Source organism: Roseovarius sp. TE539 (assembly GCF_003298505.1).
Classification (GTDB): domain Bacteria; phylum Pseudomonadota; class Alphaproteobacteria; order Rhodobacterales; family Rhodobacteraceae; genus Roseovarius.
In genome coordinates, this window is record NZ_QNGB01000012.1 from 1 (window position 1) to 22,750 (window position 22,750).

20 protein-coding genes and 1 pseudogene are annotated in these 22,750 nt (G+C 65.8%); 10 read left to right on the forward strand and 11 right to left on the reverse strand.

Annotated features, from left to right (window positions below; genetic code table 11):
* A pseudogene (locus DQW77_RS18485) lies at positions 1–108 on the forward strand (IS5/IS1182 family transposase); the annotation flags it as partial.
* A 13-nt stretch (positions 109–121) separates the two neighbouring features.
* Here DQW77_RS18485 and DQW77_RS09270 read toward each other — a convergent pair.
* Positions 122–385: a succinate dehydrogenase assembly factor 2 gene (locus DQW77_RS09270; protein WP_113257943.1), complete on the reverse strand. Its 264-nt coding sequence runs from the start codon at positions 383–385 to the stop codon at positions 122–124.
* Positions 378–785 carry a helix-turn-helix domain-containing protein gene (locus DQW77_RS09275; RefSeq protein ID WP_113257944.1) on the reverse strand — a complete coding sequence of 136 codons (408 nt, stop codon included), beginning with the start codon at positions 783–785 and terminating at the stop codon, positions 378–380. The genes DQW77_RS09270 and DQW77_RS09275 overlap by 8 nt, the downstream gene beginning before the upstream one ends.
* A gap of 85 nt (positions 786–870) precedes the next feature.
* Between DQW77_RS09275 and DQW77_RS09280 the strand changes: the two genes are divergently transcribed.
* Positions 871–2,073 carry a pyridoxal phosphate-dependent aminotransferase gene (locus DQW77_RS09280; protein ID WP_113257945.1) on the forward strand — a complete coding sequence of 401 codons (1,203 nt, stop codon included), beginning with the start codon at positions 871–873 and terminating at the stop codon, positions 2,071–2,073.
* Positions 2,074–2,082: 9 nt separating this feature from the next.
* Positions 2,083–2,493 (forward strand): hypothetical protein, encoded by a 411-nt coding sequence (locus DQW77_RS09285; protein WP_113257946.1) that lies wholly within the window; start codon positions 2,083–2,085, stop codon positions 2,491–2,493.
* 379 nt (positions 2,494–2,872) lie between these two features.
* Here DQW77_RS09285 and DQW77_RS09290 read toward each other — a convergent pair whose 3' ends face one another.
* From DQW77_RS09290 to DQW77_RS09330, 9 genes are all read right to left on the reverse strand, one after another.
* A complete protein-coding gene (locus tag DQW77_RS09290) occupies positions 2,873–4,237 on the reverse strand; it encodes an MATE family efflux transporter (protein WP_113257947.1) in 1,365 nt (454 codons plus the stop codon).
* 101 nt (positions 4,238–4,338) lie between these two features.
* A complete protein-coding gene (locus DQW77_RS09295) occupies positions 4,339–5,415 on the reverse strand; it encodes a sulfotransferase (RefSeq protein WP_113257948.1) in 1,077 nt (358 codons plus the stop codon).
* A complete protein-coding gene (locus DQW77_RS09300) occupies positions 5,412–5,810 on the reverse strand; it encodes a hypothetical protein (protein WP_113257949.1) in 399 nt (132 codons plus the stop codon). The genes DQW77_RS09295 and DQW77_RS09300 overlap by 4 nt, the downstream gene beginning before the upstream one ends.
* Positions 5,807–6,046 carry a hypothetical protein gene (locus DQW77_RS09305; protein WP_113257950.1) on the reverse strand — a complete coding sequence of 80 codons (240 nt, stop codon included), beginning with the start codon at positions 6,044–6,046 and terminating at the stop codon, positions 5,807–5,809. The genes DQW77_RS09300 and DQW77_RS09305 overlap by 4 nt, the downstream gene beginning before the upstream one ends.
* A 16-nt stretch (positions 6,047–6,062) precedes the next feature.
* Complete coding sequence (locus tag DQW77_RS09310; RefSeq protein WP_113257951.1) at positions 6,063–7,409, reverse strand: arylsulfotransferase family protein; 1,347 nt, start codon at positions 7,407–7,409, stop codon at positions 6,063–6,065.
* A gap of 171 nt (positions 7,410–7,580) precedes the next feature.
* Positions 7,581–8,150 carry a sarcosine oxidase subunit gamma gene (locus DQW77_RS09315; protein ID WP_220124958.1) on the reverse strand — a complete coding sequence of 190 codons (570 nt, stop codon included), beginning with the start codon at positions 8,148–8,150 and terminating at the stop codon, positions 7,581–7,583.
* Positions 8,143–11,091 (reverse strand): sarcosine oxidase subunit alpha family protein, encoded by a 2,949-nt coding sequence (locus DQW77_RS09320; RefSeq protein WP_113257953.1) that lies wholly within the window; start codon positions 11,089–11,091, stop codon positions 8,143–8,145. The genes DQW77_RS09315 and DQW77_RS09320 overlap by 8 nt, the downstream gene beginning before the upstream one ends.
* Complete coding sequence (locus DQW77_RS09325; RefSeq protein WP_113257954.1) at positions 11,088–11,375, reverse strand: sarcosine oxidase subunit delta; 288 nt, start codon at positions 11,373–11,375, stop codon at positions 11,088–11,090. The genes DQW77_RS09320 and DQW77_RS09325 overlap by 4 nt, the downstream gene beginning before the upstream one ends.
* A gap of 51 nt (positions 11,376–11,426) precedes the next feature.
* Positions 11,427–12,677, reverse strand: coding sequence for a sarcosine oxidase subunit beta family protein (locus DQW77_RS09330; RefSeq protein ID WP_113257955.1), 1,251 nt, complete (start codon positions 12,675–12,677; stop codon positions 11,427–11,429).
* Between the two features lie 85 nt (positions 12,678–12,762).
* On the opposite strand from DQW77_RS09330, the gene DQW77_RS09335 reads away from it, so the two are divergent.
* From DQW77_RS09335 to guaD, 7 genes are all read left to right on the forward strand, one after another.
* Entirely contained in the window at positions 12,763–13,722 is a 960-nt protein-coding gene (locus DQW77_RS09335; protein WP_258523805.1) for a GlxA family transcriptional regulator, read from the forward strand.
* 82 nt (positions 13,723–13,804) lie between these two features.
* Complete coding sequence (locus tag DQW77_RS09340) at positions 13,805–15,415, forward strand: GMC family oxidoreductase (RefSeq protein ID WP_113257957.1); 1,611 nt, start codon at positions 13,805–13,807, stop codon at positions 15,413–15,415.
* A complete protein-coding gene (locus DQW77_RS09345) occupies positions 15,412–16,539 on the forward strand; it encodes a mandelate racemase/muconate lactonizing enzyme family protein (protein ID WP_113257958.1) in 1,128 nt (375 codons plus the stop codon). The genes DQW77_RS09340 and DQW77_RS09345 overlap by 4 nt, the downstream gene beginning before the upstream one ends.
* Before the next feature lie 127 nt (positions 16,540–16,666).
* A complete protein-coding gene (gene xdhA, locus DQW77_RS09350; protein WP_113257959.1) occupies positions 16,667–18,145 on the forward strand; it encodes a xanthine dehydrogenase small subunit in 1,479 nt (492 codons plus the stop codon).
* Complete coding sequence (gene xdhB, locus DQW77_RS09355) at positions 18,145–20,463, forward strand: xanthine dehydrogenase molybdopterin binding subunit (RefSeq protein WP_113257960.1); 2,319 nt, start codon at positions 18,145–18,147, stop codon at positions 20,461–20,463. Before xdhA ends, xdhB begins: the two co-directional genes overlap by 1 nt.
* Before the next feature lie 3 nt (positions 20,464–20,466).
* Positions 20,467–21,321 (forward strand): xanthine dehydrogenase accessory protein XdhC, encoded by an 855-nt coding sequence (gene xdhC / locus DQW77_RS09360; RefSeq protein WP_258523806.1) that lies wholly within the window; start codon positions 20,467–20,469, stop codon positions 21,319–21,321.
* Positions 21,322–21,381: 60 nt separating this feature from the next.
* Entirely contained in the window at positions 21,382–22,695 is a 1,314-nt protein-coding gene (guaD, locus tag DQW77_RS09365) for a guanine deaminase (RefSeq protein WP_113257961.1), read from the forward strand.
* Positions 22,696–22,750: the final 55 nt, after the last annotated feature.

The window sequence follows — 22,750 nt, forward strand, 5'->3', positions numbered from 1 at the left end:
TTCAATAAGATCAAACGCTTCCGCAGGATCGCATTGCGTTGCGAGAAATCCGTCAGCTCATTCAAAGCCTTCGTTGATCTCGCATGCGCAATGGCTTGGATCAGCTAAATGCAGACGCCGCCTAGAGGGCCGCTTGGGTGGTGCGGGCGATGTCGGCCACAAGCGCACCAAGCCGGTCGGGGGCCCGGGTCTGGCCTGTGACCCACTGGTACAGATCCTGGTCGTTTTCCGAAAGCAGATCATCATAGAGATCCAGCTCGGCCTCGTTCAGACGGTCAAGACGATCATCCGCGTAGCGGGACAGGATGATATCCATCTCCTTGATCCCGCGCCGCATCGACCGCATGCGCAGGCGCTTGAGACGCGTCTCGCGCGGTTCAGTCATTCATGGCGTCCTGCAGAAGGCGGTTGCGCAGGCTTTTCTCGAGACGCCCGAGACGATCAGCGGATTGCGAAAGCTGTGTCTTGAGGTCCCTGATCTCGGTCAGCATTTCCGCAACGTCCGGGGAAAGCTCAACCGCGTCTGTCGGCGGTTCGGGTTGCTCGCCCTGGCCGCTGAGCAGCCAAAGCAACGAAACATTGAGCAACCCCGACATCATCGACAGCTTGTTGGCGCGCGGTTCGGAAATATCGTTTTCCCAGCCCTTGAGCGTCTTGAGCTTGACACCCAGCCGTCGTGCCAGCTGCGCCTGGGTCATGCCCGCGCTCTCGCGCGCGCCGGCCACGCGATCACCGAAAGTGGTCGCCTCGGGATCGAACCAGCCGTCCTTGGTTTCGCTATTCATCTCTTCCCTTTCCCGTGATCTTTCTTGATCGCGCTTTGGGCGCACCGTAAGACATCCGAGGGATCAATACAAACCGGAGCGGTGCATGACCTTCCTTTCCGCGACACTATCTCGCGTCAAACCGTCGCCGACGATCGCCGTCTCCACGCGGGCGCGGGAAATGCAGGATGCGGGCGCGGATGTCATCGGGCTGGGCGCAGGAGAACCGGATTTTCCAACACCGGACAACATCCGCGCGGCGGGCATCAGGGCGATCGAGGACGGACGGACGAAATACACCGCGCCGGACGGACTCGCGGAGCTGAAAGAGGTTATCTGCGCCAAGTTCAGGCATGAAAACGGTCTGGATTACACCACCTCTCAGGTGAGCGTGGGCACTGGTGGCAAGCAGATCCTCTACAATGCCCTGATGGCGACCCTAAATCCGGGTGATGAGGTTGTCATACCGGCGCCCTACTGGGTCAGTTACCCGGACATGGTGCGTCTGGCCGGCGGCGAGCCGGTGATCGCGGAGGCCGGCATCGCCACCGGTTTCAAGCTCACGCCCGCGGCACTGGAGGCGGCGATCACGCCGCGCACCAAGTGGGTCATCTTCAATTCACCGTCAAACCCGACCGGGGCAGGATACGCATGGGATGAACTGAAAGGGCTGACGGATGTTCTGCTGCGGCACCCGCATGTGCATGTCATGACCGACGACATGTACGAGCACCTGGTCTATGACGGTTTCGAATTCTGCACGCCCGCTCAGGTGGAACCCCGCCTGCACGACCGCACGCTGACCTGCAACGGTGTCTCCAAGGCCTACGCGATGACGGGCTGGCGGATCGGCTACGCGGCCGGCCCCGAGACCCTGATCGCCGCCATGCGCAAGATCCAGAGCCAGAGCACCTCGAACCCCTGCACGATCAGCCAGTGGGCGGCGATGGAGGCATTGACGGGCCCGCAGGAGTTCATCGCCGCGAACAACGCCGTCTTCCGGCGCCGCCGCGACCTGGTTGTCGACATGCTGAACGCGGTCGACGGGATCGCGTGTCCGGTGCCGGACGGCGCCTTCTATGTCTACCCGTCCATTGCCGGTCTGATCGGAGGGCGCACGCCGTCGGGGCGCGTCGTCGACAGCGACGAGGCTTTCGCGACCGCACTGCTGGAGGAGGCGGGCGTGGCCGTGGTGTTCGGTGCGGCCTTCGGTCTTTCGCCGAACTTCCGGGTCAGCTACGCTACCTCCGATGCGGCGCTCGAGAAGGCCTGTGGCCGGATTCAGGAGTTCTGTGCCGCGCTGAAGTGAGGAACGGGCATGGCCGGGGATCTGCCGGAATACTATTTCAGGGTGCGCGAGAACGGCGCCTTCGTGTTCCGGGTTGATACCGAAAACCGGCAACGGCGCATCGACATGGATCAGATCGCCGTGGTCAACATACGTAACGGCCAGATCAAGCCGCATGGCGACCGCGAGTTGTCACAGCGGGACATGGAGGTGATCCACGACTGGATGGCAGAACGCGAGGACATCCTCGCTTTTCGCGACATCGACGATATTCACAGGGCGGTCGATTACCTCAACACCACCGCGCACTGGGCGCAGTCGAAGGCGACCGACGAACAACTCGAGATGGTCACCGACGCACTTCTTCTTGCGATGCATGATCTGCGCACCGTGCTGGTACGCAAGAAGGCCGACCGGCTGCTCAGGGAGAAAGAGGGCTGACCGGCCCTCTCCCGGGTGTGGCAAGGAAAACGGTTGCCCCCCAAACACGTGTGAGCGTTCCCCGCAGGCGTGGCTGCGCCACCCACGTCTGTTTTGCGTTCGGGCCACGCAGGCCCCGCGGGCTCTGACCGTCGCCGTTGTCTCCGGCGTCAATGGCGCGACAATGACAACCTCCGCCGGAGTATTTGGGGAAAGATGAAGACCCCCGGTCCGTCTTCGTCTTTCCTGCAATACTCCCGCCGGAGGCGTCCCGAGGCGGCGGCCGAAGGCCGGCAACGAGACAGGACTGCGCGCCTGAAAGGCGCACATTTCGGGACGGGTTCGCGTGTGACCATGGCAGCCTTTGGGGCATGATCGACCATGTAAAGGGTGGGCAGGCTCAGTTCATCCGTGCCGCACCGGCGCGTGACGACCATGCCCAGAACCGCGCCATCATCAGGATCGCGGCAAAGGCCAGTCCGATCGCCAGTCCCAGCCAGACGCCCACGCCGCCCCAGCCGAGAGTGAACCCGAAAACGTAACTCACCGGCACGCCGACGGCCCAGTAACTGAGCGCGGCGATGATCATCGGGATGCGGGTGTCCTGAACCCCTCTGAGAAGCCCGAGCGCCATCACCTGCCCGGCATCGACAAGCTGGAAAAGGGCCGCCGCTGCCAGAAGGCCGACGCCGATCGCGATGACGCCCTCGCGGTCTGGTTCGAGGGGGTTCATGAACAACCCGATCAGAACCTCCGGCACGATCAGGAGCACGACCATTGTGAGTGCCGCGACGACAAGCGAGATCCCCACGACGACCGCAGCCCCGGCCCGCAGCCCCGGCCCGTCGCCGCGTCCGAAGGCCTGACCCGCCCGCACTGTGGCAGTGTTGCTCAGCCCGAGGTGGACCATGAACACGACGGCGGTGATCTGCATGGCGATGCCGTGCGCGGCAAGCGGCAGCTTTCCCAGCCATCCCATCATTACCGAGGAGGCGGCGAAGAGTCCGACTTCGGCCAGGTTGGTGATCCCGATGGGCCAGCCGAGTCGGAACACGGCGGCGAAAGCATCCCGGTCGGGGCGCCAGAGCCGCCGAAAGAGCGTGTGTTGCGGCAGGACCCGTGCCGCGTAGATCACCAGAGCGACCATCGAGGCGGTGGTCACGATGAGCGATGCGACGCCGGCCCCGCGCACTCCCATCTCCGGAAATCCGAGGTTGCCGAAGATCAGCAGATAGTTGATCGCGATGTTGAGGCCCACGGCCCCCACCGTCACCCAGAGCACCACCTGCGTGCGTTCGAGTGCCGAAAGGTAGGACTTGAGAACCATGACCATCAGGGCAGGCAGGATCGACCAGCCGTGCAGGCCCAGGTAATCCCCGGCAAGGGCCGAGATTTCGGGGTCCTGACCCAGAGCCACGAGCACGGGCTCTGCCAGGAGGAGGATCGGCAGCACCGCTGCCGCGAACAGCAGCGAGGCCCAGATGCCCATGCGCGTGTAGCGCCGGACCTGCGCCTCCTCGCCGGCCGAGTCCGCCATGGCCACCATGGGCATCACGGCCCAGGCAAAACCCGACCCCATGATGAAGAAGACGAAAAAGAGCGTGCCCCCAAGAACTTCGGCGGCCAGCGCCGAAACCGAATACCAGCCCAGCATCACCGCGTCGCTGAGATTGATGGCGAACTGTGCCAGGTGGCTGCCAATCAGTGGCAGCCCGAGGCCCAGGACCGCGCGCGCGTGGTCACGATATGAAAACTGCGGCTGCATGACGCTGCCTTAGGACCGGCGTGCCGGGCGTGCAAGGGCGCCTGTGCAGGGTGGCCGCGGCATGCCATGCAGGACCCGGGCTGTTTTTCAACGCGCTTCTGTCAGGCCGCGGCGGACATGCCCTCCTCGGCGCGTGCGCGCAACGACGCGTGAAGCGCCCGTGCCTCGTCCAGTCCATCGGGCGGGCAATCCGGGTCGGCCCCTTCGGCGGGAGGCCGGATGAGGGCGCGGCACTTGTTGAGGAAACCGGGATGGCGCCGCAGCCCCAGGCTGTCGCAAAGCGGGCCGATATCGCCTGTGCGGCCCAACCTTTCATGATCGACGAGGTCGATCCCGGTCTCCCGGGACAGGTACGCATAGGCACAGCGCCAGTAGCCAATCCAGTAAGCCAGGTCATCCGGATCGTGGCGGTTCACGATCTCGGGCATCCCCTCGAACAGGATCGGACGATGCAGCGGGCCGAATTCGAAATGCCCGATATCCGCCATGTAGCGCCGCGCGAAGGCATCGTCGGCGAGCAGCTTGCTGAAGTGCATGTGCTGGCGGTGCATGGAACGTGCATGCGCGAGCGGATCGCGCAGCGGCACGATGATCCGCGCCTCGGGGAAGGCGGCGCGCAAGGCCGGAATCCGTGCGATGTTGGCATTGTTCTTGGACAGGTAGCGCGCCTGTACCGCCTTGTTGCCCTTGCGAAGATGCAGAACCCGCCGCATGTGATCCGACAGGCCCCCGGCAAACCCGACCGGCAGGGTCGACCAGGGAACGATGCCATCGTCACGGTAGTGATCCGCGAACGCCGCCAGCCACAAGACCTCTTCGAAGGCTTCGGGGCTGTCGACATTGACCATCATGCCGTCTCCATGGGCCCGCTCTCTCAGGGTCCTGTCGGTCTGGAAGCCGCTGGACAGGTGGTGCCACAGGACCGGCGCACGCACGAAGGGCATGTCCCTGTAGGTGTGACTGGCCAGGGACGGGTGCAGGCTCAACAGTTCCAGCAGCAGGGTGGTTCCCGCGCGCGGCAGGGCGGTTATGAAGACCGGGCGTGACGGGTCGATTGCCGCCCAGCCACGCCCGAAGGCCATTGCTTCCATCTCGGCAAGCACGGTTTGCAGGGCCGGTGCGGCGAAGGCGAGCCTGTGAAGTGTACGATCCAGCATGGAATAGCTGCTGACTGTCATCCGGCCTGTCCTCCGCTCCAATTCAGGCGCCGCCACGCAACCATCGCCGCAACCGGCAGGGCGAGGGTGACGGCGATCACCTCCGGACGCACCGAGAATGCCGCCACGGCGGATGCATCGGAGAGCCCGGCCAGATCGCCCGCCAGGACCGGCAGGGCGGTTGCCGCGGCGACGAAAACGGCGCGCGAAATCAACCGCACAAACCCCCGGAGCGACAGCAGGGCGGCCCGTTGCAGGGCGGCCTCCTTCTGGGCCTCGTCCATTTCCGCGCAACGTGTTATGCCGATGGCCCGGCGCAAACCGGAGATTTCAGCGCGGGCGACAGAGATGACGCCGCTTGTCCGAAGCGCGGCGAGGAACGCGGCACAGGCCGCTGCGAATATTGCCAGCGTCATTCCTTGCCGGGCGCGCCCGGCGCCGCCCCCGCCTCGGTCTGTCGTCCGCGTGCGGCCCTGACGAGCCGCTTGACGGGATACCAGACGAAACCGGCCAGAAGCAGCGCGATCACGCCGATGAAGGCCAGAACCGACCCGATGGCCGTCAGCCCGGCCCCCGGACCGACATAGGCCAGGGCCGCTTCCGGGGCGATCACCGCCGCGGCCAGCGCGGTTGCGAGAATTCGTTCATTCATTGCTCATTCCCTCGTTCTACGGGTCGCAGGACCACGTCTTTACGTCGAAATAGCCTTCGGGAACCCTTGCGGCCTCTTCGATGAGCGCGGCATCCTCCGCGTCATAGGCCAGCACGTATTCCCAGACCACTTCACCGTCCGGCGTTGCCTCGAACACCCGGCCGGCAACGGATTCTGTGATCAGAATGTTGCCGTTGATAAGGCGTTGATGTGTTCCCATTATACCAGAGGCGAATTTGTCTTCTTTTCCTCTGGGATGCAGAATCCGGCTTTCGCCGGTTGCCGGATCAAACCGAAGGATCCGGCTTTCGTCCACGAACCGGCCGCTGCCCCTGGCGCGGTTGTTGTAAACTTCGATCCGGCCGTCGGGCATTACATCCGGGTCGTGCTGGCGCACCCAGGGACCGCGCTGGTGCCAGTTCACCGCGCCGGTTTCCGAGTCGAGAATGACGAGCATGTGCATGTTGCGCACCGAAACCAGAAGATCCCCCGCCGCGACGCCGTCGATTCGCTGTGCGAGGGCGGGGGTGACGACCTCGATGTCGTTGATATGCGTCGGATCCAGGATGTCGGCGGCGAACCCGTCGTAAAGCGCATCCTCCAGCCGCGCGTCCACGATCGCCCGCAGGACAGAGAATTCCTTTTCCACCCGGCCGGCAGATGACACCTTGAGGATCGTATTCTCGAAATTCTTCCATCCGCCGGCAAGTTCGGTGGCTATCCATTCGCGGTCGGTGCCGGCTGGCAGGAGCGCGGCATCGACTTCGGTGATCGGCCGGTGCGCGGGTATCCAGTAGCCGCCGTCCCGTGTGCGGGTGACGGAGTGATGGGTCATCCTGTCCACCGTCCACAGAACCTTGCCGCATCGGTCGAGCCGGGCCGTACCGTGCTCACTGATGTTGACCACCAGGCTGCCGTCGCGCAGGGCCACGAACCCCTGCGTGTGGTAGTTGAATCGCGATTTAGCGATGTTTTCGGCCGGCACGATATGCTCGGGGTCGGGCCAGATCTCGAAAAGATCCACCTTCCAGCGGTGTAGCTCGCGGCCGGCCATATCCACCACGCGGACTTGCGGGCCTCCGGGCAGCAGACCCTGCACCAGTGTCAGGCCCGGTTGCGCGCTGGCGCTGTCATGGACGGTCACGCCGTCGCCGGTGTGCCGGATCGGATAGAGCTTGGCCGGTTTGGTCTGGGTCACCTCGTTCACAAGCTGACGTGTCGAGTCGAGCCCCCGTGACAGGAACCGCGCCGGTTCAAGGTCGTTGGCCCCCAGAAGCGCACCGGCAACGAAGGCAAGTCCGATCAGGGATACCCAGTGCCAGTTCGCCGACCGATTTCCGCCGTCTTCCGGTTCTCTCGCCATGTCACTGCCCGTGTCACATTGTTTTTTCGATGACGATCGCGTTTACCCGACATCATGCCCGGCCTCCTGACGCCGAGCAAAGATTTCCGGTCTTTCGCGGCATGATGATGCGAAGATCCTTGCAGGCATGACACGGTCGCCCGCAACGCATGACGGGGCGGCGTCTGCCGGTCAGGTCACGTTGGCAGCCGAGGTTTCAACGGCGTGAAGGAAGGACCGCGCCGAGGAACTGGACGACAGCAGCAGGAAGGCGTCCTTGCCGGTGCGGATCACGATCACGCCCAGATGCTCCATTACCGTTCGCGCCGCGTCACCGACTGCGAATGCGTCGTCATGCAGGTCCACCGGGCAGATCCGTTCCAGCGCCGCTCGGCAATCCGGGCCGGAAACCCCGAGCCCGCACCACACGTCTGTCTGATCGGTAAGATAGGCAGCATCACCCAGTTTCGCGGCAACCACCGCAAGGGCATCCGGCGCGGGATGCTCGAAGAGGACGAAAGCACTGTCGATGCCAAGCCGGAGGAGCCGGGTGCGCCCGGCCTCGCAGGTCAGGGATTTGCCGATTCCGGGCAGGTCGACGCCGAAGCCCGTCTCGATGGCCCTTTCCGCTGTGTCTTCTTCGCCAAGGGGGAGGGCCAGCGAAACGATGGCAAGATTGTCCGGCGCGGCCACGCGGATGCCGCCGAAGCTGCGGTCGTGCCCGGCAAGCGGAGGGGCGGGAGTAAGGGCTTGATCAGGCACGAAGACGCTCTCCTTCCGGGTCGATGAAATGGGCCGATACGATCTCGACCTCAACCTCGGTGCCATGCACCGGGCTGACAGCCCGCACGATTTCCCCCTTCCGGGTATCGCCCGACTTCACGAAGCCCAACCCGATCGAATGGCCCAGTGACGGGGAATGGGCCACCGAGGTCATCCAGCCCTGGTCGTTCTCCATGTTCGCCGTTTCGCCGCGATTGATGAAATGGGCCCCGGCGACGAGCGGTTGCGTGCGGTCAACGGGGCGAAAGCCCATCAGTTTCACCGCATCGTCGCGAACCATCTCGGGGCGTTGCGACAGGATGTTGCCGATGCAATCCTTCTTCCGGCTGACCATGCGGCCCATCCCGAGGTTGTGCGCGGTCGTCTGCCCGTTCAACTCGTTGCCGGCGGCATGACCCTTCTCTATCCGCATCACGCCAAGCGCCTCGGTGCCGTAGGGCACGGCGTCGAATTCTGCCCCCGCCTCCATCAGCACACCCATCATCGCGTTGCCATAGCGCGCCGGCACGGCGATTTCATAGGCCAGTTCCCCGGAGAAGGAGATGCGGAACAGCCGCGCCGGCGTGCCTCCGCAAATGGAGATTTCGGCACAGGCCATGAAGGGAAACGCCTCGTTCGAGATGTCATGGTCGGAATCGACGATCTTGCGCAGAAGGTTGCGCGAGTTGGGGCCGGCCACCGCGAATTGTGCCCAGCCATCGGTGGTCGAGATCAGATGCACGTCCAGGTTCGGCCAAAGGCATTGACGCGCAAATTCCATTCTCCGGAATACCGTGACGGCATTTGCGGTGGTGGTGGTCATGACGAAGTGATGTTCGCCCATCCGCGCGGTCGTGCCATCGTCGTAGGCGATACCGTCCTCGCGCAGCATCAGGCCGTACCGGACCCTGCCAACGGCCAGCGTGGAAAAGCCGTTGGCGTAGACCCGGTTGAGGAATTCGGCCGCATCCCGGCCCTGAACGTCGATCTTGCCCAACGTGGTCACGTCGCAGATTCCGACCGAGGCGCGGGTCATCAGGACCTCGCGGTCGACACTGTCGCGCCATCCCGTTTCGCCGGGCCGCGCGAACCATTGCGCCCTGAGCCAGTTGCCCACCTCCACGAAGGCGGCCCCGTTGGCCGCGGCCCATTCATGCGAAGGTGTCAGCCGGTAAGGGCGGAAATCCCGGCCACGCGCCCGCCCTGCCAGGGCGCCCATCGAAACCGGCGTGTAAGGCGGGCGGAACACGGTTGTCCCGGTCTCGGGAATGGTGTTTCCGGTTTCCTCGGCAAGCACCGCGAGGGCCGCGATGTTCGAGGTCTTGCCCTGATCGGTGGCCATGCCCAATGTGGTATAGCGCTTGAGCAGCTCGACAGAGCGGAACCCCTCGGCATTCGCCTGTTTCACGTCCTTCACTGTCACGTCGTTCTGAAGGTCCAGCCATGCGCGGCTCCTGCCCTGACGGACATGCCAGAAGGCGGCCGCCTCGTGCGGTTCGTCCTCGGCCCGCGGCAGATCCGTCCCGGCCGGCGTGATACCGAGATCTTCAAGACGGGTCACGGCACTTGCACGCCCTTCGGCAAGTGCTGCGGCAAGCGTCATTGCCCCGTTCGCGGCCCCGGCCACGGCCATGCCCGGCGGCAGCGCGTCGCCGGGGACGAAGGCGCTCAGGTCCTCGCGCCATTGCGGCCGTCCCCCCTGATGACAGGTCAGATGTACATTGGGGTTCCACCCTCCGGACACGGCGAGGCAGTCAGCCGGGATCATCTGCCCGTCGGCGAGGGTAACCGATCTGAGCCCCTTGCGGCCCGTCGTGTCGGCCACGGTGGCATTCCTGACGTGCCGCGCACCGGGCACGTCGCAGACCGCCGGCGCATCGCGCGTGTCGATGATGGCGGTGACCTCGACCCCTTTCGCGGCCAGATCCGCGGCCGTGCGCCAGCCGTCATCATTGTTGGTGAAGACCGCCACCCGCCGCCCCGGGGTCACACCGTAGCGGTTGAGGTAGGTCCGCACCGCCGCGGCGAGCATCACGCCGGGCCGGTCATTGTTTCCGAAGGCAATCGGACGCTCGGTGGATCCGGCGGCCAGTACCGCGCCACGGGAGTAGATCCGCCAGAGAATCTGCCGGGGCTTGCCTCCCGGTTCCGCCAGATGGTCCGTGCACCGTTCCAGCGCGCCATAAATGCCGTGATCATACGCGCCGTGGACGGTGGTCCGCGTCATCAGGCGGACATTGCCCATCCCGGCCAGTTCCGAGACGGCGCCGCGCGCCCATTCCGCGCCGGCCATACCGCCAAGCTCCAGGGTTTCGGCGTTGAGGCGCCCGCCGGGGGTGAAGTCCTCGTCGGCGAGGACCACGCGGGCGCCGCTCCGGCCGGCCGTCAGCGCCGCCATGAGTCCCGCCGGCCCGGCCCCGATCACCAGCAGATCACAATGCAGGAAGCCCTTGTCGTAGGCGTCCGGATCCTCCTGCATGGAAAGCCGCCCAAGCCCCGCAGAGGCACGGATCGCGGGCTCGTACAGCTTTTCCCAGAACGCCCGGGGCCACATGAATGTCTTGTAGTAGAAGCCCGCCGACAGGAATGGCGACAGCAGGTCGGTCACCGCCATCAGATCATGTTCGAGCGACCCGCGGTGATTCTGGCTGCTGGCGTGCAGACCGTCCCACAATTCGGTCACCGTGGCCCGCGTGTTGGGCTCCTGAAAGGCACCCGACCGGAGCTGTACCAGCGCGTTGGGTTCTTCCGGCCCGGCGGTGAAGATCCCCCGCGGACGGTGATACTTGAACGACCGGCCGACCAGTTTCTGACCGTTGGCCAGCAAGGCCGAGGCCAGCGTATCGCCGGGATGTCCCTGCATGGGCTTGCCGTTGAAGGTGAAACGCAGCGTCCGGCCGCGGTCGAGCTGGCCGCCGCTGACGCGATTGACCTGGCTCATCTGTCGCGCCCCCGTTCGCGGGCGGCATCGCGGGCAAGCTCCACCCCGGTGATTTCATGGGTTCGCGTGTCGCGCGTGACCACCAGCCAGGAACGATCTCCCTGCTCGTGATACCACAGCTCCCGGTGCGGCCCGGCGGGATTGTCGCGCAGGTAGCCGTAGTCGACGAACCGGTCCATGCAGTCCGGCGCCTGCCAATCCGGCCGGTCCATGAGCGCAGCATCGCCAAGATAGACAAACTCGGCGGCATCGCGGGGGCCCAGAAGCGGGTGATCTATGATCATGGCATCGCACCTCGAGTATTTTCGGAAAGATGAAGCATGCCCGTTTGCCCTTCAATGCAGGTTGGGCTGGTTGCCCACGCCCTTTTCGTCGATGAGGTGCCCGCGCCCGAAGCGGTCCAGGCGCAGTTCGGTGGCCACCGGGTGGGGCCGGTCCGTGGCCAGCAGGTGTGCGTAGCAATAGCCCGAGGCAGGCGTGGCCTTGAAGCCGCCGTAGCACCAGCCACCGTTGAAATAGAGCCCCTCCACATGGGTCTTGTCGATAAATGGGGAGCCGTCCATGGACATGTCCATGATCCCGCCCCAACTGCGCAGCAGGCGCGCCCGCCCGATCATCGGCATGATCGCCATGCCGCCCTCGGCCACGTCCTCGACCACGGGCAGGTTGCCGCGCTGCGCGTAGGAGTTGTAGCCGTCGATGTCGCCGCCGAAAACCAGTCCGCCCTTGTCCGACTGGCTGACATAGAAATGCCCGGCGCCAAAGGTGATGACACCCGGAAGCACCGGCTTGAGCCCCTCGGTGACGAAGGCCTGCAGGACGTGGGACTCGATCGGCAGGCGCATGCCCGCCTTCGCCATCACCCGGCCTGACGATCCGGCGACGCAGACCGCCACCTTGCGGGCGCGGATGGGGCCGCGCGTGGTTTCCACACCGCGGCATTTGCCGGCATCGATGTCGAATCCCGTGACTTCGCAATTCTGGATAATGTCGACGCCGTTCCTGTCGGCCCCGCGCGCGTAGCCCCACGCCACTGCGTCGTGGCGCACGGTGCCGCCGCGCCGCTGGAAAAGCCCGCCCCTGATCGGAAAGCGGGCGTTATCGAAATCCAGGAAGGGAAGTTCGGAGCGCAATTGTTCGGCATCGGCGAGTTCGGCATCGGCGCCGGCGAGCATCATCGCGTTGGCCCGCCGCACGAAGGCGTCGCGCTGCGCATCCGAGTGAAAGAGGTTCAGGATCGATCGCTGGCTGACCATGGCGTTGTAGTTGAAATCCTGCTCCAGCCCTTCCCACAGTTTCAGGGAAAGTTCATAGAAGGGCTCGTTCCCGGGCAGCATGTAGTTGGAGCGGATGATCGTGGTGTTGCGCCCCACGTTGCCCGACCCGACCCAGCCCTTTTCGAGTACCGCGATATTGCGCAGTCCGTATTCCCGGGCGAGGTAATAGGCGGTTGCCAGGCCGTGGCCACCGCCGCCGATGATGACGATATCGTATTCCGGTCTCGGCGCCGGATCCCGCCATGCCGGTTTCCAGCCCGCGTTTCCGGTCAGGCCTTCGCGAAGAATTCTCAAGGCATTGTAGCGCATCCGCGTCCATCCCCGTGATCCGGGTGCCACAATCGCGCTTGTCGTCCGGATCGACTTTCCGGTAATGGACGGATACATATCCATTATGGTCAAGGCCGTCGAATTTTCCGATCGCACCAGACGTATCGGCGTTCTGCCCGTTCCGGGCTTCGCCCTGATGTCCTATGCGTCCACCGTGGAGCCGTTCCGCGCCGCCAATCTGCTTGGTGGCCGGACGCTATACGATCTGGTCGATATCGGTCTGTCGGACAGCCCGGTGCCGAGTTCTGGGGCCGCAAGCGTGATGCCCGCCGCGCGGGTGGGCGATGCGCTGAAGCTCGATTATCTTTTCGTGGTGGCCGGTGGTGATCCGACCGGATTCAGCGATCCGGCCGTTACCGGCTGGCTGAACCGGATGGCGCGTGCGGGCACCCGGCTGGGCGGGGTTTCCGGCGGTCCCGTGATCCTGGCCCGGGCGGGGTTGATGGACGGCCGGCGCATGACCGTGCATTGGGAGCACGCGGCGGCGCTGGCCGAGATTTCGCCGCATCTCATGATCGAACGGACGCTCTACGTGATCGACCGGGATCGCGTCACCTGTGCGGGAGGGACCGCGCCGGTGGACATGGTGCATGCGCTGATCGCCGGGCACCATGGATCCGCGTTCGCGCGGCTGGTGAGCGACTGGTTCATGCATACCGAGATACGCCCCTCGGTCGGGCCGCAGCGTGGCGGGCTGGCGGCGCGGGTGGGAACCAACAGCGCCCCGATCCTTGATGCCGTGGCGGCGATGGAAGCCAATCTGGGCACGCCCCTGGGGCTTGGGGACCTGGCCGCCGCGGCACAGCTCTCGCCGCGTCAGCTCAACCGGTTGTTCCGTGAAAAACTCGGCACCTCGACGATGCGCTACTACCGTGATCTCAGACTGGACCTGGCGCGCAGCCTGCTCAGGAATTCGCCCATGTCCCTGACCGAGATTGCGCTGGCCACGGGATTTGCCAATTCGTCCCATTTCTCCCGGCTTTACGCGGATCAATACGGTGGGCCGCCCTCGGCTGTGCGCTGACCGGTCAAGTTTCCGCTTGCGGCCGACGGGAAAATTCTCTTCTTTCCGGTGAATTCGCGGCGCGCATTGAAAAGGCGGAGACTTGGAAAGCTACGACTACATCATCGTCGGCGCCGGCTCTGCCGGTTGCGCCGTCGCCGACCGGCTTGCCCGGGGCGGCCGCCACAGCGTCCTCGTGCTGGAGGCGGGCGGCCGTGACACGTCGCCCTGGCTGACGCTGCCGCTGGGATACGGAAGGACGTTTTTCGATCCGCGCGTCAACTGGAAGTTCGAGACCGAACCGGAAGCCTCCCTCGGAGGGCGGCGCGGCTACTGGCCTCGGGGCAAGGTGCTGGGGGGCTCCAGCGCGATCAACGCGCTGGTCTACGTGCGCGGACAACCGGGTGATTTCGACGACTGGGCCGCGGCGGGGGCGCATGGCTGGGCCTGGCGCGACGTCGCGCCGGTCTTCGACGACATGGAGTCCCGGGTGGCCGCGGACGGCCGGCGCTCGGGGAACGGGCCGGTCTTCGTTCAGGACGTTTCCGATCAGGTGCATCGCGTCAACCGCTATTTCTTCGCCGGGGCCGCCGCGCTCGGGCTGCCGGGCACGGAGGATTGCAACGGTGCGTCCTTCGAGGGCGCCACCACTTACCGGATCAACACACGCAACGGCGCCCGCTGGTCGGCGGCACGGGCATTTCTGAGGCCCGCCCGGCGGCGGGGGAACGTGACGGTGCGAACCGCGGCCCTGGTCGAGCGGCTGACCTTCGAGGGCGGGCGCGCCACCGGGCTTCAGGCGCGTTTCGGACGGCGGAAAAGGCGCTTCGCCGTGCGGCGCGAGATCATCCTTTGCGCCGGGTCTGTCGGCTCACCTGCGATACTGCAGCGATCGGGGCTTGGCGCGGAAGAGACGCTTCTGTCAGCGGGTGTGACCCCGAAGAAGGCGTTGCCGGAGGTGGGCCGGAACCTTCAGGATCACCTTGGTATCAGCTATTACTTCCGCGCGACCGAGGCGACCCTCAACAACCAGTTGGCGCCTTTCGCGGGCAAGCTGCGCGCGGCACTGCGATATGCCTTGCGGCGGCGCGGACCGCTGGCGTTGAGTGTCAATCAATGCGGGGGTTTCTTCCGGTCGGAGGCGGATTGCCCGCGGCCCGATCAACAACTCTATTTCAACCCGGTGACCTACACCACCACGGCGCGGGGCACGCGGACGGTCATCAATCCGGACAGTTTCGCCGGGTTCGTCCTGGGTTTTCAGCCCACGCGTCCGCAAAGCCGGGGCCGGATCGGGATCGTGGATGCCGACCCGGCCACGCCGCCGCGGATCATCCCGTCCTCGCTTTCGGCGCCGGGCGACAGCGATGCCGTGATCGCCGGCGGCCGACTGTGCCGGGCCCTGTTGGGCACGGATGCGATCGGCAACCTGATCGAGGCGCCGATGGGTCCGGATCCGCGCCGCCTGTCGGACGAAGCCCTGCTGGAGGATTTCCGCGACCGGTCCAGCACGGTTTTCCACCCTGTGGGCACTTGCCGGATCGGGACAGGACCGGAGGATTCGGTGGTCGATCCGGCCTTGCGCGTACACGGAATCGACGGGCTTCGGGTGGCGGACGCGTCGGTGTTCCCCTCGATTACTTCGGGCAATACGAACGCCCCTGCGATGATGGTGGGATACCGCGCCGGCAACCTGATACTGGAGGCGGCATGATGCAGCCTGGACAGCCCGGTGCGCGCATCGTCGCGCTGGAGACATTCGTCAATGAGTTCGTCGGTTTCGTCCGGATCACGACCCGCGATGGCAGGCAGGGCTGGGGGCAGCTTTCAACCTATAACGCCGACATTACGGCGCAGGTCTTCCACCGTCAGATCGCCCCATGGAGCCTCGGCCGTGGCGTGGAGGAACTCGAGGCGCTGGTGGCTGAGATCCCGGAGCGCGAGCACAAGTTCCCGGGCACCTACCTGCGGCGGGCGCTTGCGGGGCTGGACACCGCGGTGTGGGACTGGCGCGGCCGGGCCGAGGGCCTGCCCGTGGCGGCGCTTCTGGGCGGATCGGCCGGCGGGTTGCGGGCCTATGCCTCTTCGATGCGGCGCGACATCACCCCCGAGCAAGAGGCCGTGCGCCTGACGCGTCTGCGTGACGAGCAGGGATTCGACGCTTTCAAGTTTCGCGTCGGCGCCGAATGCGGCCACGACCGGGACGAGTGGCCGGGCCGGACAGAGGCCATCGTGCCCGCCATGCGCCGCGCCCTGGGCGAAGAGGTTTCCCTTCTGGTCGATGCCAATTCGGGATTTTCCCCGCCACGGGCGATAGAGATCGGGCAGATGTTGCAGGACAACGGCGTCGAGCATTTCGAGGAACCCTGTCCCTACTGGGAGCTCGAGCAGACCGCAGAGGTGACCCGGGCGCTGGATCTGGATGTGACCGGTGGCGAGCAGGATTGCGAGTTGTCGCAATGGCGACGGATGATCGAGATGCGCGCGGTCGACATCATCCAGCCCGATATCCTTTATCTGGGCGGCGTGGTGCGCACGATGGCGGTGGCCGCAGCCGGTGCCGCGGCGGGACTGCCCTGCACCCCCCATTGCGCCAACCTGTCAATGGTGACGCTGTTCACGATGCACCTTCTGCGCGCCCTTCCGAACGCGGGCAAGTACCTGGAATTCTCTATCGAGGGACCGGACTATTACCCGTGGCAGGAAGGGCTTTTCGAAAACGATCCCTACCGCGTGGAGAATGGCCGGTTGCGCGTGACGGAGGCCCCGGGCTGGGGTGTGATGCCGAACCCCGCTTGGCTGGAAAAAGCGCAATACCGGATCAGCCGCACGGAGTGACGCGCACATCCTCGGTGGCACGGGGATTTTCAGGTATTTCATTAAAGTGATTCCCTGTTGCCCCCGTGTTCCCGTCGGGACATTCGGCCTATGCTGGGGTGTGAACGGGCACGATCGGGGGAATGCCATGCAACGACATCGCGGCGAAATCCGGTTCATTCTCAATGACCGTCAGGTCACCCTGGATGACGTGCGCGCCGATGCAATGCTTCTGGACCACCTGCGGCTGGTTCGCGGCCTCACCGGCACCAAGGAAGGCTGCGCGGAAGGGGATTGCGGGGCATGCACGGTGCTTGTGGGGCGCCCCCGGGACGGCACCGTGGATTATGAACCCGTCAATGCCTGCATCCGGTTCCTCGCGTCGGTGGATGGTTGCCATGTTGTCACGGTGGAGCATCTGGGCGCCGGCGGTACCCTGCGGCCGGTGCAGCGCGCGATGGTGGATCACAATGCCAGCCAATGCGGGTTCTGCACCCCGGGCTTCGTGATGGCGCTGCAGGCCCTGTGGATGCGCACCCCGACGCCCACCGTGACGCAGGCCGAGACCGCGCTTCAGGGCAACCTGTGCCGATGCACCGGTTATGCGCCGATCCTGCGGGCGGCACTGGACGCCTCGGCGCATGGAAACCCTGCAGACGATCCGTTGGTTACCCTTGGCCCCGAGTTGGCGCCGCGCCTGGCGGAGCTGAGAGACGGGCGCCGCGTGGTCTGTGGCGAAGGGCGGAACGCGGTGATCCTGCCATGCAGCGGCGAAGACCTTGCCGAGGTGCTGGCCGAAACACCAGGTGCGACGCTGATTGCCGGGGCTACGGATGTGGGCCTCTGGGTCACGAAGGAGCTGCGCGATGTCGGCCCGGCGGTCTTCATCGGCCACCTGGAAGACCTGGCGGCGGTGGAGGTGACATCGCGGGACGTGACGCTTGGAGCCGTGGCAAGCTATTCGGGGGCCGAGGCTGCGCTCACCGGGGCCTTTCCGCACCTGACCGACTACTGGACACGGATCGGGGGCTGGCAAGTGCGCAACATGGGCACCATCGGGGGTAACATCGCCAACGGCTCGCCCATCGGGGACACGCCGCCGCCACTGATCGCGATGGGGGCGGAAATCACCCTGCGCTCGGCCAGGGGGCGGCGCGTGCTGGCGCTGGAGGATTTCTTTCTCGGATACGGGCGGCAGGACCGGGCGCCGGACGAGTTTCTGGAAACGATCCGGATACCCCGCCCCGAAGCCGGGCGCATTGATGCCGCCTACAAGATTTCCAAGCGCCGGGACGAGGACATATCGGCGTTGGCTGCGGGGTTGAGCGTGCTGGTCCGCGATGGCATCATCATTCGGGCGCGCATCGCTTTCGGGGGCATGGCGGCCACACCTGCACGCGCCCGTGCTGTCGAGGCCGCGCTCGAGGGGCAGCCATGGACAGAGGCGAGCCTTGTTGCCGCTGGCGCGGCGCTGACGGACGATTTCACGCCGATTTCGGATTGGCGCGCCTCGGCGGAGTATCGCATGCTGGCGGCCCGCAACCTGCTGCGCCGCTTCTACCTGGAACGGCAAGCGCCGGGGGGCGGCCGGACGGTGCGTCTTGACGGCGTTCGGGAAACGGGTTGATGAAGGAGAACGTGACCATACGTGGCGGCGCCCATGCCGCGCAGACGCATGACAGCGCCGTCAAGCATGTGACAGGCGAGGCGCGGTACACTGATGACATCGCCGGGCCTGCCGGGATGCTGCATGGCTGTTTCGGCCTGTCTGAGGTCGCGCATGGCCTGATCCGCGATATGGACCTTTCTGAGGTCGCGTCGGCGGCCGGGGTGGTGGGCGTGCTGACCGCCGCGGATATACCCGGCCGGAACGATATCAGCCCAACGGGCCGCGACGATGAGCCCGTCTTTCCGGACCGGGAGGTGCAGTTTCACGGGCAGCCGCTGTTCATGGTGGTTGCCGAAACTCGCGACGCGGCCCGGCGCGCCGCCTTGCTGGCGCGGGTAACATACGAGGAACTGCCCCATGCTCTCGATCCGCTGGCGGCACAAACCGCGGGGTATCCGCATGTGACCGAACCGCTGAAGCTGGAGCGCGGCGAGATTGCCCCGGCGCAAAAATCGGCGGATCATCGCATCCGCGGACGGGTCGCTGTGGGCGGGCAGGATCACATGTATCTTGAGGGACATGTCGCACTGGCAATCCCCGGTGAGGACGACGATGTGATCCTGCATTCCTCCACCCAGCACCCCAGCGAAGTGCAGCACATGGTGGCGCGGGTTCTGGGCGTGGCCTGCAACGCGGTCACGGTGAACGTGCGCCGCATGGGCGGAGGCTTCGGCGGCAAGGAAACGCAGATGAACATCTTCTGCGCTGCTGCTGCCGTGGCGGCGAAGAAATGGACCCGCGCCGTGAAGATTCGCCCTGACCGTGACCAGGACATGATCGCCACGGGCAAGCGCCACGATTTCGTCATCGACTACGATGTCGCGTTTGACGGGTCAGGGCGCATCGCGGCCGTGGACGGTGTGCTGGCCGCGCGCTGCGGCTATTCTGCCGATCTGTCGGGGCCGGTGACAGACCGGGCGCTGTTTCACGCCGACAATGCCTATTATTACCCCAATGTCCGCCTGCGCAGTCGTCCGATGAAGACCAACACGGTGTCAAACACCGCGTTTCGCGGCTTCGGCGGGCCACAGGGGGTGATCGCCGCCGAGCGCATGATCGAGGAGATCGCCTATGCGCTGGAGATGGACCCCCTGGACGTGCGCAAGGCCAATTTCTACGGCCCCGGGGGGCGCGACGTGACCCCCTATCACCAGACCGTCGAGGACAACATACTGAACCGTGTGGTCGAAGAGCTTGAGGCCTCGGCGGCGTATCGCGAGCGCCGCGCGGCGGTGATCGCGCACAACGCGAAGGGCGGCATCATACGCCGGGGCATCGCGCTGACGCCGGTGAAGTTCGGGATTTCCTTCACCGCCACCTGGTTCAACCAGGCCGGGGCGCTGATCCATGTCTACAGCGACGGGTCGATCCATCTCAACCATGGCGGCACCGAGATGGGGCAGGGCCTCAACACCAAGGTCGCGCAGGTGGTGGCCGATGCGTTCCAGGTCGATTTCGACCGGATCAAGATCACCACCACCACGACCGGCAAGGTGCCCAATACATCGGCGACCGCGGCTTCGTCGGGATCGGATCTCAACGGCATGGCCGCTCTGGACGCCGCCGAACAGATCAAGGCGCGGCTGACCGCATTCGCGGCCTGGCACTGGGCGGTGCCCGAGGCTGCGGTGGCCTTCGTGCCCGGCGGGGTGCAGGTGGGAGGGGAGACCGTGCCCTTCGCGGATCTGGTCCGGGCGGCCTATGCGGCGCGCGTGCATCTTTCAGCCGCCGGCTTCTACAAGACGCCCAGGATTCACTGGGACCGGGCGGCGGGCAAGGGGCGCCCGTTCTATTACTTCGCTTATGGCGCTGCCTGCTCGGAGGTGTCGGTGGACACGCTTAGCGGCGAATACCGGATCGAGCGGACCGATATCCTGCATGATGTCGGGCGGTCCTTGAACCCGGCGGTCGATCTGGGCCAGGTCGAGGGCGGGTTCGTGCAGGGCGTCGGATGGCTCACCACCGAAGAACTGTGGTGGGACGAAGCCGGGCGGCTGCGCACGCACGCCCCCTCGACCTACAAGATCCCGTTGGCGTCGGACCGGCCGCGCGTCTTCAACGTGGCGCTGGCCGACTGGTCGGAGAACCGGGAGTTGACGATCAAGAGATCCAAGGCGGTTGGCGAACCGCCCTTCATGCTGGGCATTTCCGTGCTCGAGGCATTGTCGATGGCGGTGGCCAGCGTGGCCGGGTACCGCGAATGTCCCCGGCTCGATACCCCGGCGACGCCGGAACGCGTGCTCATGGCGGTCGAGCGGCTGAAGGGAGCGGTCTGAACGATGGCAGGGCTGCGGGCGACGAGGAACTTTCTGTCGGTCAGGGCGCCCGTGATGCGGGTGCGCGTGGCCGGAGTGCATGGGTCGGCACCGCGCGCGGAAGGTGCGGCGATGTATGTTACGGCAACGGGGGCCTGCGGCACGATCGGCGGCGGCCGGCTTGAATTCGATGCCATCGAGCGCGCGCGCAACCTTCTGGCGGATGGTGTGCGGCGCGACACGGTCGGGGTGAAACTGGGTCCGGACACCGGGCAATGTTGCGGCGGGCGGGTGCGACTGGATCTCGATCTTCTGGACGAGGCGTCGCGTGACCGGATACTTTCGCGGCTGGACGCGCGGGCAAGGGCAAGCCCCCGCGTTCATATTCTCGGGGCGGGGCATGTGGGCCGGGCGCTGGCCGACGCGGTGCAGCTCCTGCCGCTCAACGCGGTGCTGATCGACACCCGGGCCGACGAGCTGGCGCAGTGCCGTGCCGGGGTGGAGACACGTCTTTCGGCCCTGCCCGAAGCGGAGATCGCGACGGCGAGGCCGGGCGACGGTTTCGTGGTGCTGACCCATGATCACGGGCTGGATTTCCTGCTTGCGGCGGCAGCGCTGGCCCGCGCGGATGCGGGGTATGTCGGAATGATCGGATCGGCCAGCAAGCGGGCGCGATTCCGCAATTGGTGCGCCGGGCCGGGTGGCGGCGTGTCCCCCGATGGCCTGACCTGCCCGATCGGGGCCGGCGTGACCGGCGACAAGCGCCCCGCCGTGATCGCGGCTTGCGTGGCGGCGGAACTGGTTTCGGCCCTGCTGCCCGGGGATGCCGGCAGGCAGGAGGCCGGGGCCGACAAGGACACCGATCTTGAATACCAGTAGACCGCACCCGCGCAATCGCCGAGAGGGCCGCGGATATACCCGGGCCGGCGGGCGAACGGCATGACCGGCGCCGCAACGCTGCTGCGCGGGCGGGCGCTCAATTTCCTGTCCGAACCGGAGGGGCCGGAAGACAGCGCCGCCCATGTCTATTTCGAGGATTGCGGAATCCTGATCGAGGACGGTCGCATCAGGGAGGTCGCCGATTTCGCGCAATTCGCCCCGCGGCTGGACAGGCTTCATCTTGTCGATCACCGCCCGCATCTGATGATGGCAGGGTTCATCGACCCGCACATCCATTTTCCGCAGGTGCAGGTTATCGCGTCATGGGGGGCGCAGCTTCTGGATTGGCTCAACACCTACACCTTTCCCGAGGAGGCGCGCTTTGGCGATCCCGATCATGCCGCTGTCATGGCGGTCCGGTTCTTCGACCGGCTGATCGAGACGGGCACCACCACCGCAGCGACCTACTGCTCGGTCCATCGCGCGTCGGCCGAGGCGTTTTTTGCCGAAGCGGCAAGGCGCAACATGCGGATGATCGGCGGCAAGGTGATGATGGACCGCAATGCGCCAGACGCGGTGCTGGACACCGCGCAATCGGCCCATGACGATTGCAAGGCGCTGATTGCGCGCTGGCACGGTACGGGGCGGGCCCATTACGCCATCTCGCCCCGCTTCGCGATCACCTCGACGCCCGCGCAACTGGAAGCCGCGGGGGCGCTGGCGGCCGAACATCCCGATTGCCACGTGCAGACCCACCTGAGCGAGAACCACGACGAGATCGCGCTGACGGCGCGGCTTTACCCCGATGCGCGCGACTATGCCGGCGTCTACGAGGATCACGGGCTTCTGGGGCCAAGGACCCTTCTGGGCCATTGCCTGCACCTGACCGCACGCGAAACCGCCGCGCTGGCCGAAGCAGGGGCGCGCCCGGTCTTCTGCCCGACCTCGAACCTGTTCCTGGGGTCGGGCCTGTTCGACGATGCGGGGCTGCGCGCGCAGGGGCTGGTGAACGCGATCGCCACGGACGTGGGCGGCGGCAGCAGCTACTCGATGCTGCAGACGCTGAACGAAGGCTACAAGGTGCTGCAATTGCAGGGCCAGAGCCTGCATCCGCTGAGGGCCTTCCACTGGATCACCCGTGGCAATGCCGTGGCGCTTGGCCTCGAGGACAGGATCGGCACGATCGACCCGGGAACCGAGGCCGATATCGTGGTTCTGGATGCGCGTGCGACACCGGCGATGGCGCTGCGCATGGAGCGGGCGCAAACCCTGACGGAAGAGTTGTTCGTGCTGCAGATGATGGGTGATGATCGCGCGGTGGCGGAGACCTACGTGGCCGGCCTGGCCCGCAAGGCCGGGAACGGCAGGGATTGATGCAAGGGCAGCGCCGCGTGGCGGTGCGGAGAATTGCGCAAGGCGTCCGGGCCGA

Excerpts from the sequence above, each read along its gene's own strand:
- guaD (WP_113257961.1), top strand. The coding sequence starts at position 21,382 with ATGACCGGCGCCGCAACGCTGCTGCGCGGGCGGGCGCTCAATTTCCTG.
- DQW77_RS09345 (WP_113257958.1), top strand. The coding sequence starts at position 15,412 with ATGATGCAGCCTGGACAGCCCGGTGCGCGCATCGTCGCGCTGGAGACA.
- DQW77_RS09300 (WP_113257949.1), bottom strand. The coding sequence starts at position 5,810 with ATGACGCTGGCAATATTCGCAGCGGCCTGTGCCGCGTTCCTCGCCGCG.
- DQW77_RS09280 (WP_113257945.1), top strand. The coding sequence starts at position 871 with ATGACCTTCCTTTCCGCGACACTATCTCGCGTCAAACCGTCGCCGACG.
- DQW77_RS09270 (WP_113257943.1), bottom strand. The coding sequence starts at position 385 with ATGACTGAACCGCGCGAGACGCGTCTCAAGCGCCTGCGCATGCGGTCG.
- xdhA (WP_113257959.1), top strand. The coding sequence starts at position 16,667 with ATGCAACGACATCGCGGCGAAATCCGGTTCATTCTCAATGACCGTCAG.
- xdhC (WP_258523806.1), top strand. The coding sequence starts at position 20,467 with ATGGCAGGGCTGCGGGCGACGAGGAACTTTCTGTCGGTCAGGGCGCCC.
- DQW77_RS09285 (WP_113257946.1), top strand. The coding sequence starts at position 2,083 with ATGGCCGGGGATCTGCCGGAATACTATTTCAGGGTGCGCGAGAACGGC.
- DQW77_RS09335 (WP_258523805.1), top strand. The coding sequence starts at position 12,763 with ATGGTCAAGGCCGTCGAATTTTCCGATCGCACCAGACGTATCGGCGTT.
- DQW77_RS09325 (WP_113257954.1), bottom strand. The coding sequence starts at position 11,375 with ATGATCATAGATCACCCGCTTCTGGGCCCCCGCGATGCCGCCGAGTTT.
- DQW77_RS09320 (WP_113257953.1), bottom strand. The coding sequence starts at position 11,091 with ATGAGCCAGGTCAATCGCGTCAGCGGCGGCCAGCTCGACCGCGGCCGG.
- DQW77_RS09290 (WP_113257947.1), bottom strand. The coding sequence starts at position 4,237 with ATGCAGCCGCAGTTTTCATATCGTGACCACGCGCGCGCGGTCCTGGGC.
- DQW77_RS09330 (WP_113257955.1), bottom strand. The coding sequence starts at position 12,677 with ATGCGCTACAATGCCTTGAGAATTCTTCGCGAAGGCCTGACCGGAAAC.
- DQW77_RS09275 (WP_113257944.1), bottom strand. The coding sequence starts at position 785 with ATGAATAGCGAAACCAAGGACGGCTGGTTCGATCCCGAGGCGACCACT.
- DQW77_RS09310 (WP_113257951.1), bottom strand. The coding sequence starts at position 7,409 with ATGGCGAGAGAACCGGAAGACGGCGGAAATCGGTCGGCGAACTGGCAC.
- DQW77_RS09295 (WP_113257948.1), bottom strand. The coding sequence starts at position 5,415 with ATGACAGTCAGCAGCTATTCCATGCTGGATCGTACACTTCACAGGCTC.
- xdhB (WP_113257960.1), top strand. The coding sequence starts at position 18,145 with ATGAAGGAGAACGTGACCATACGTGGCGGCGCCCATGCCGCGCAGACG.
- DQW77_RS09305 (WP_113257950.1), bottom strand. The coding sequence starts at position 6,046 with ATGAATGAACGAATTCTCGCAACCGCGCTGGCCGCGGCGGTGATCGCC.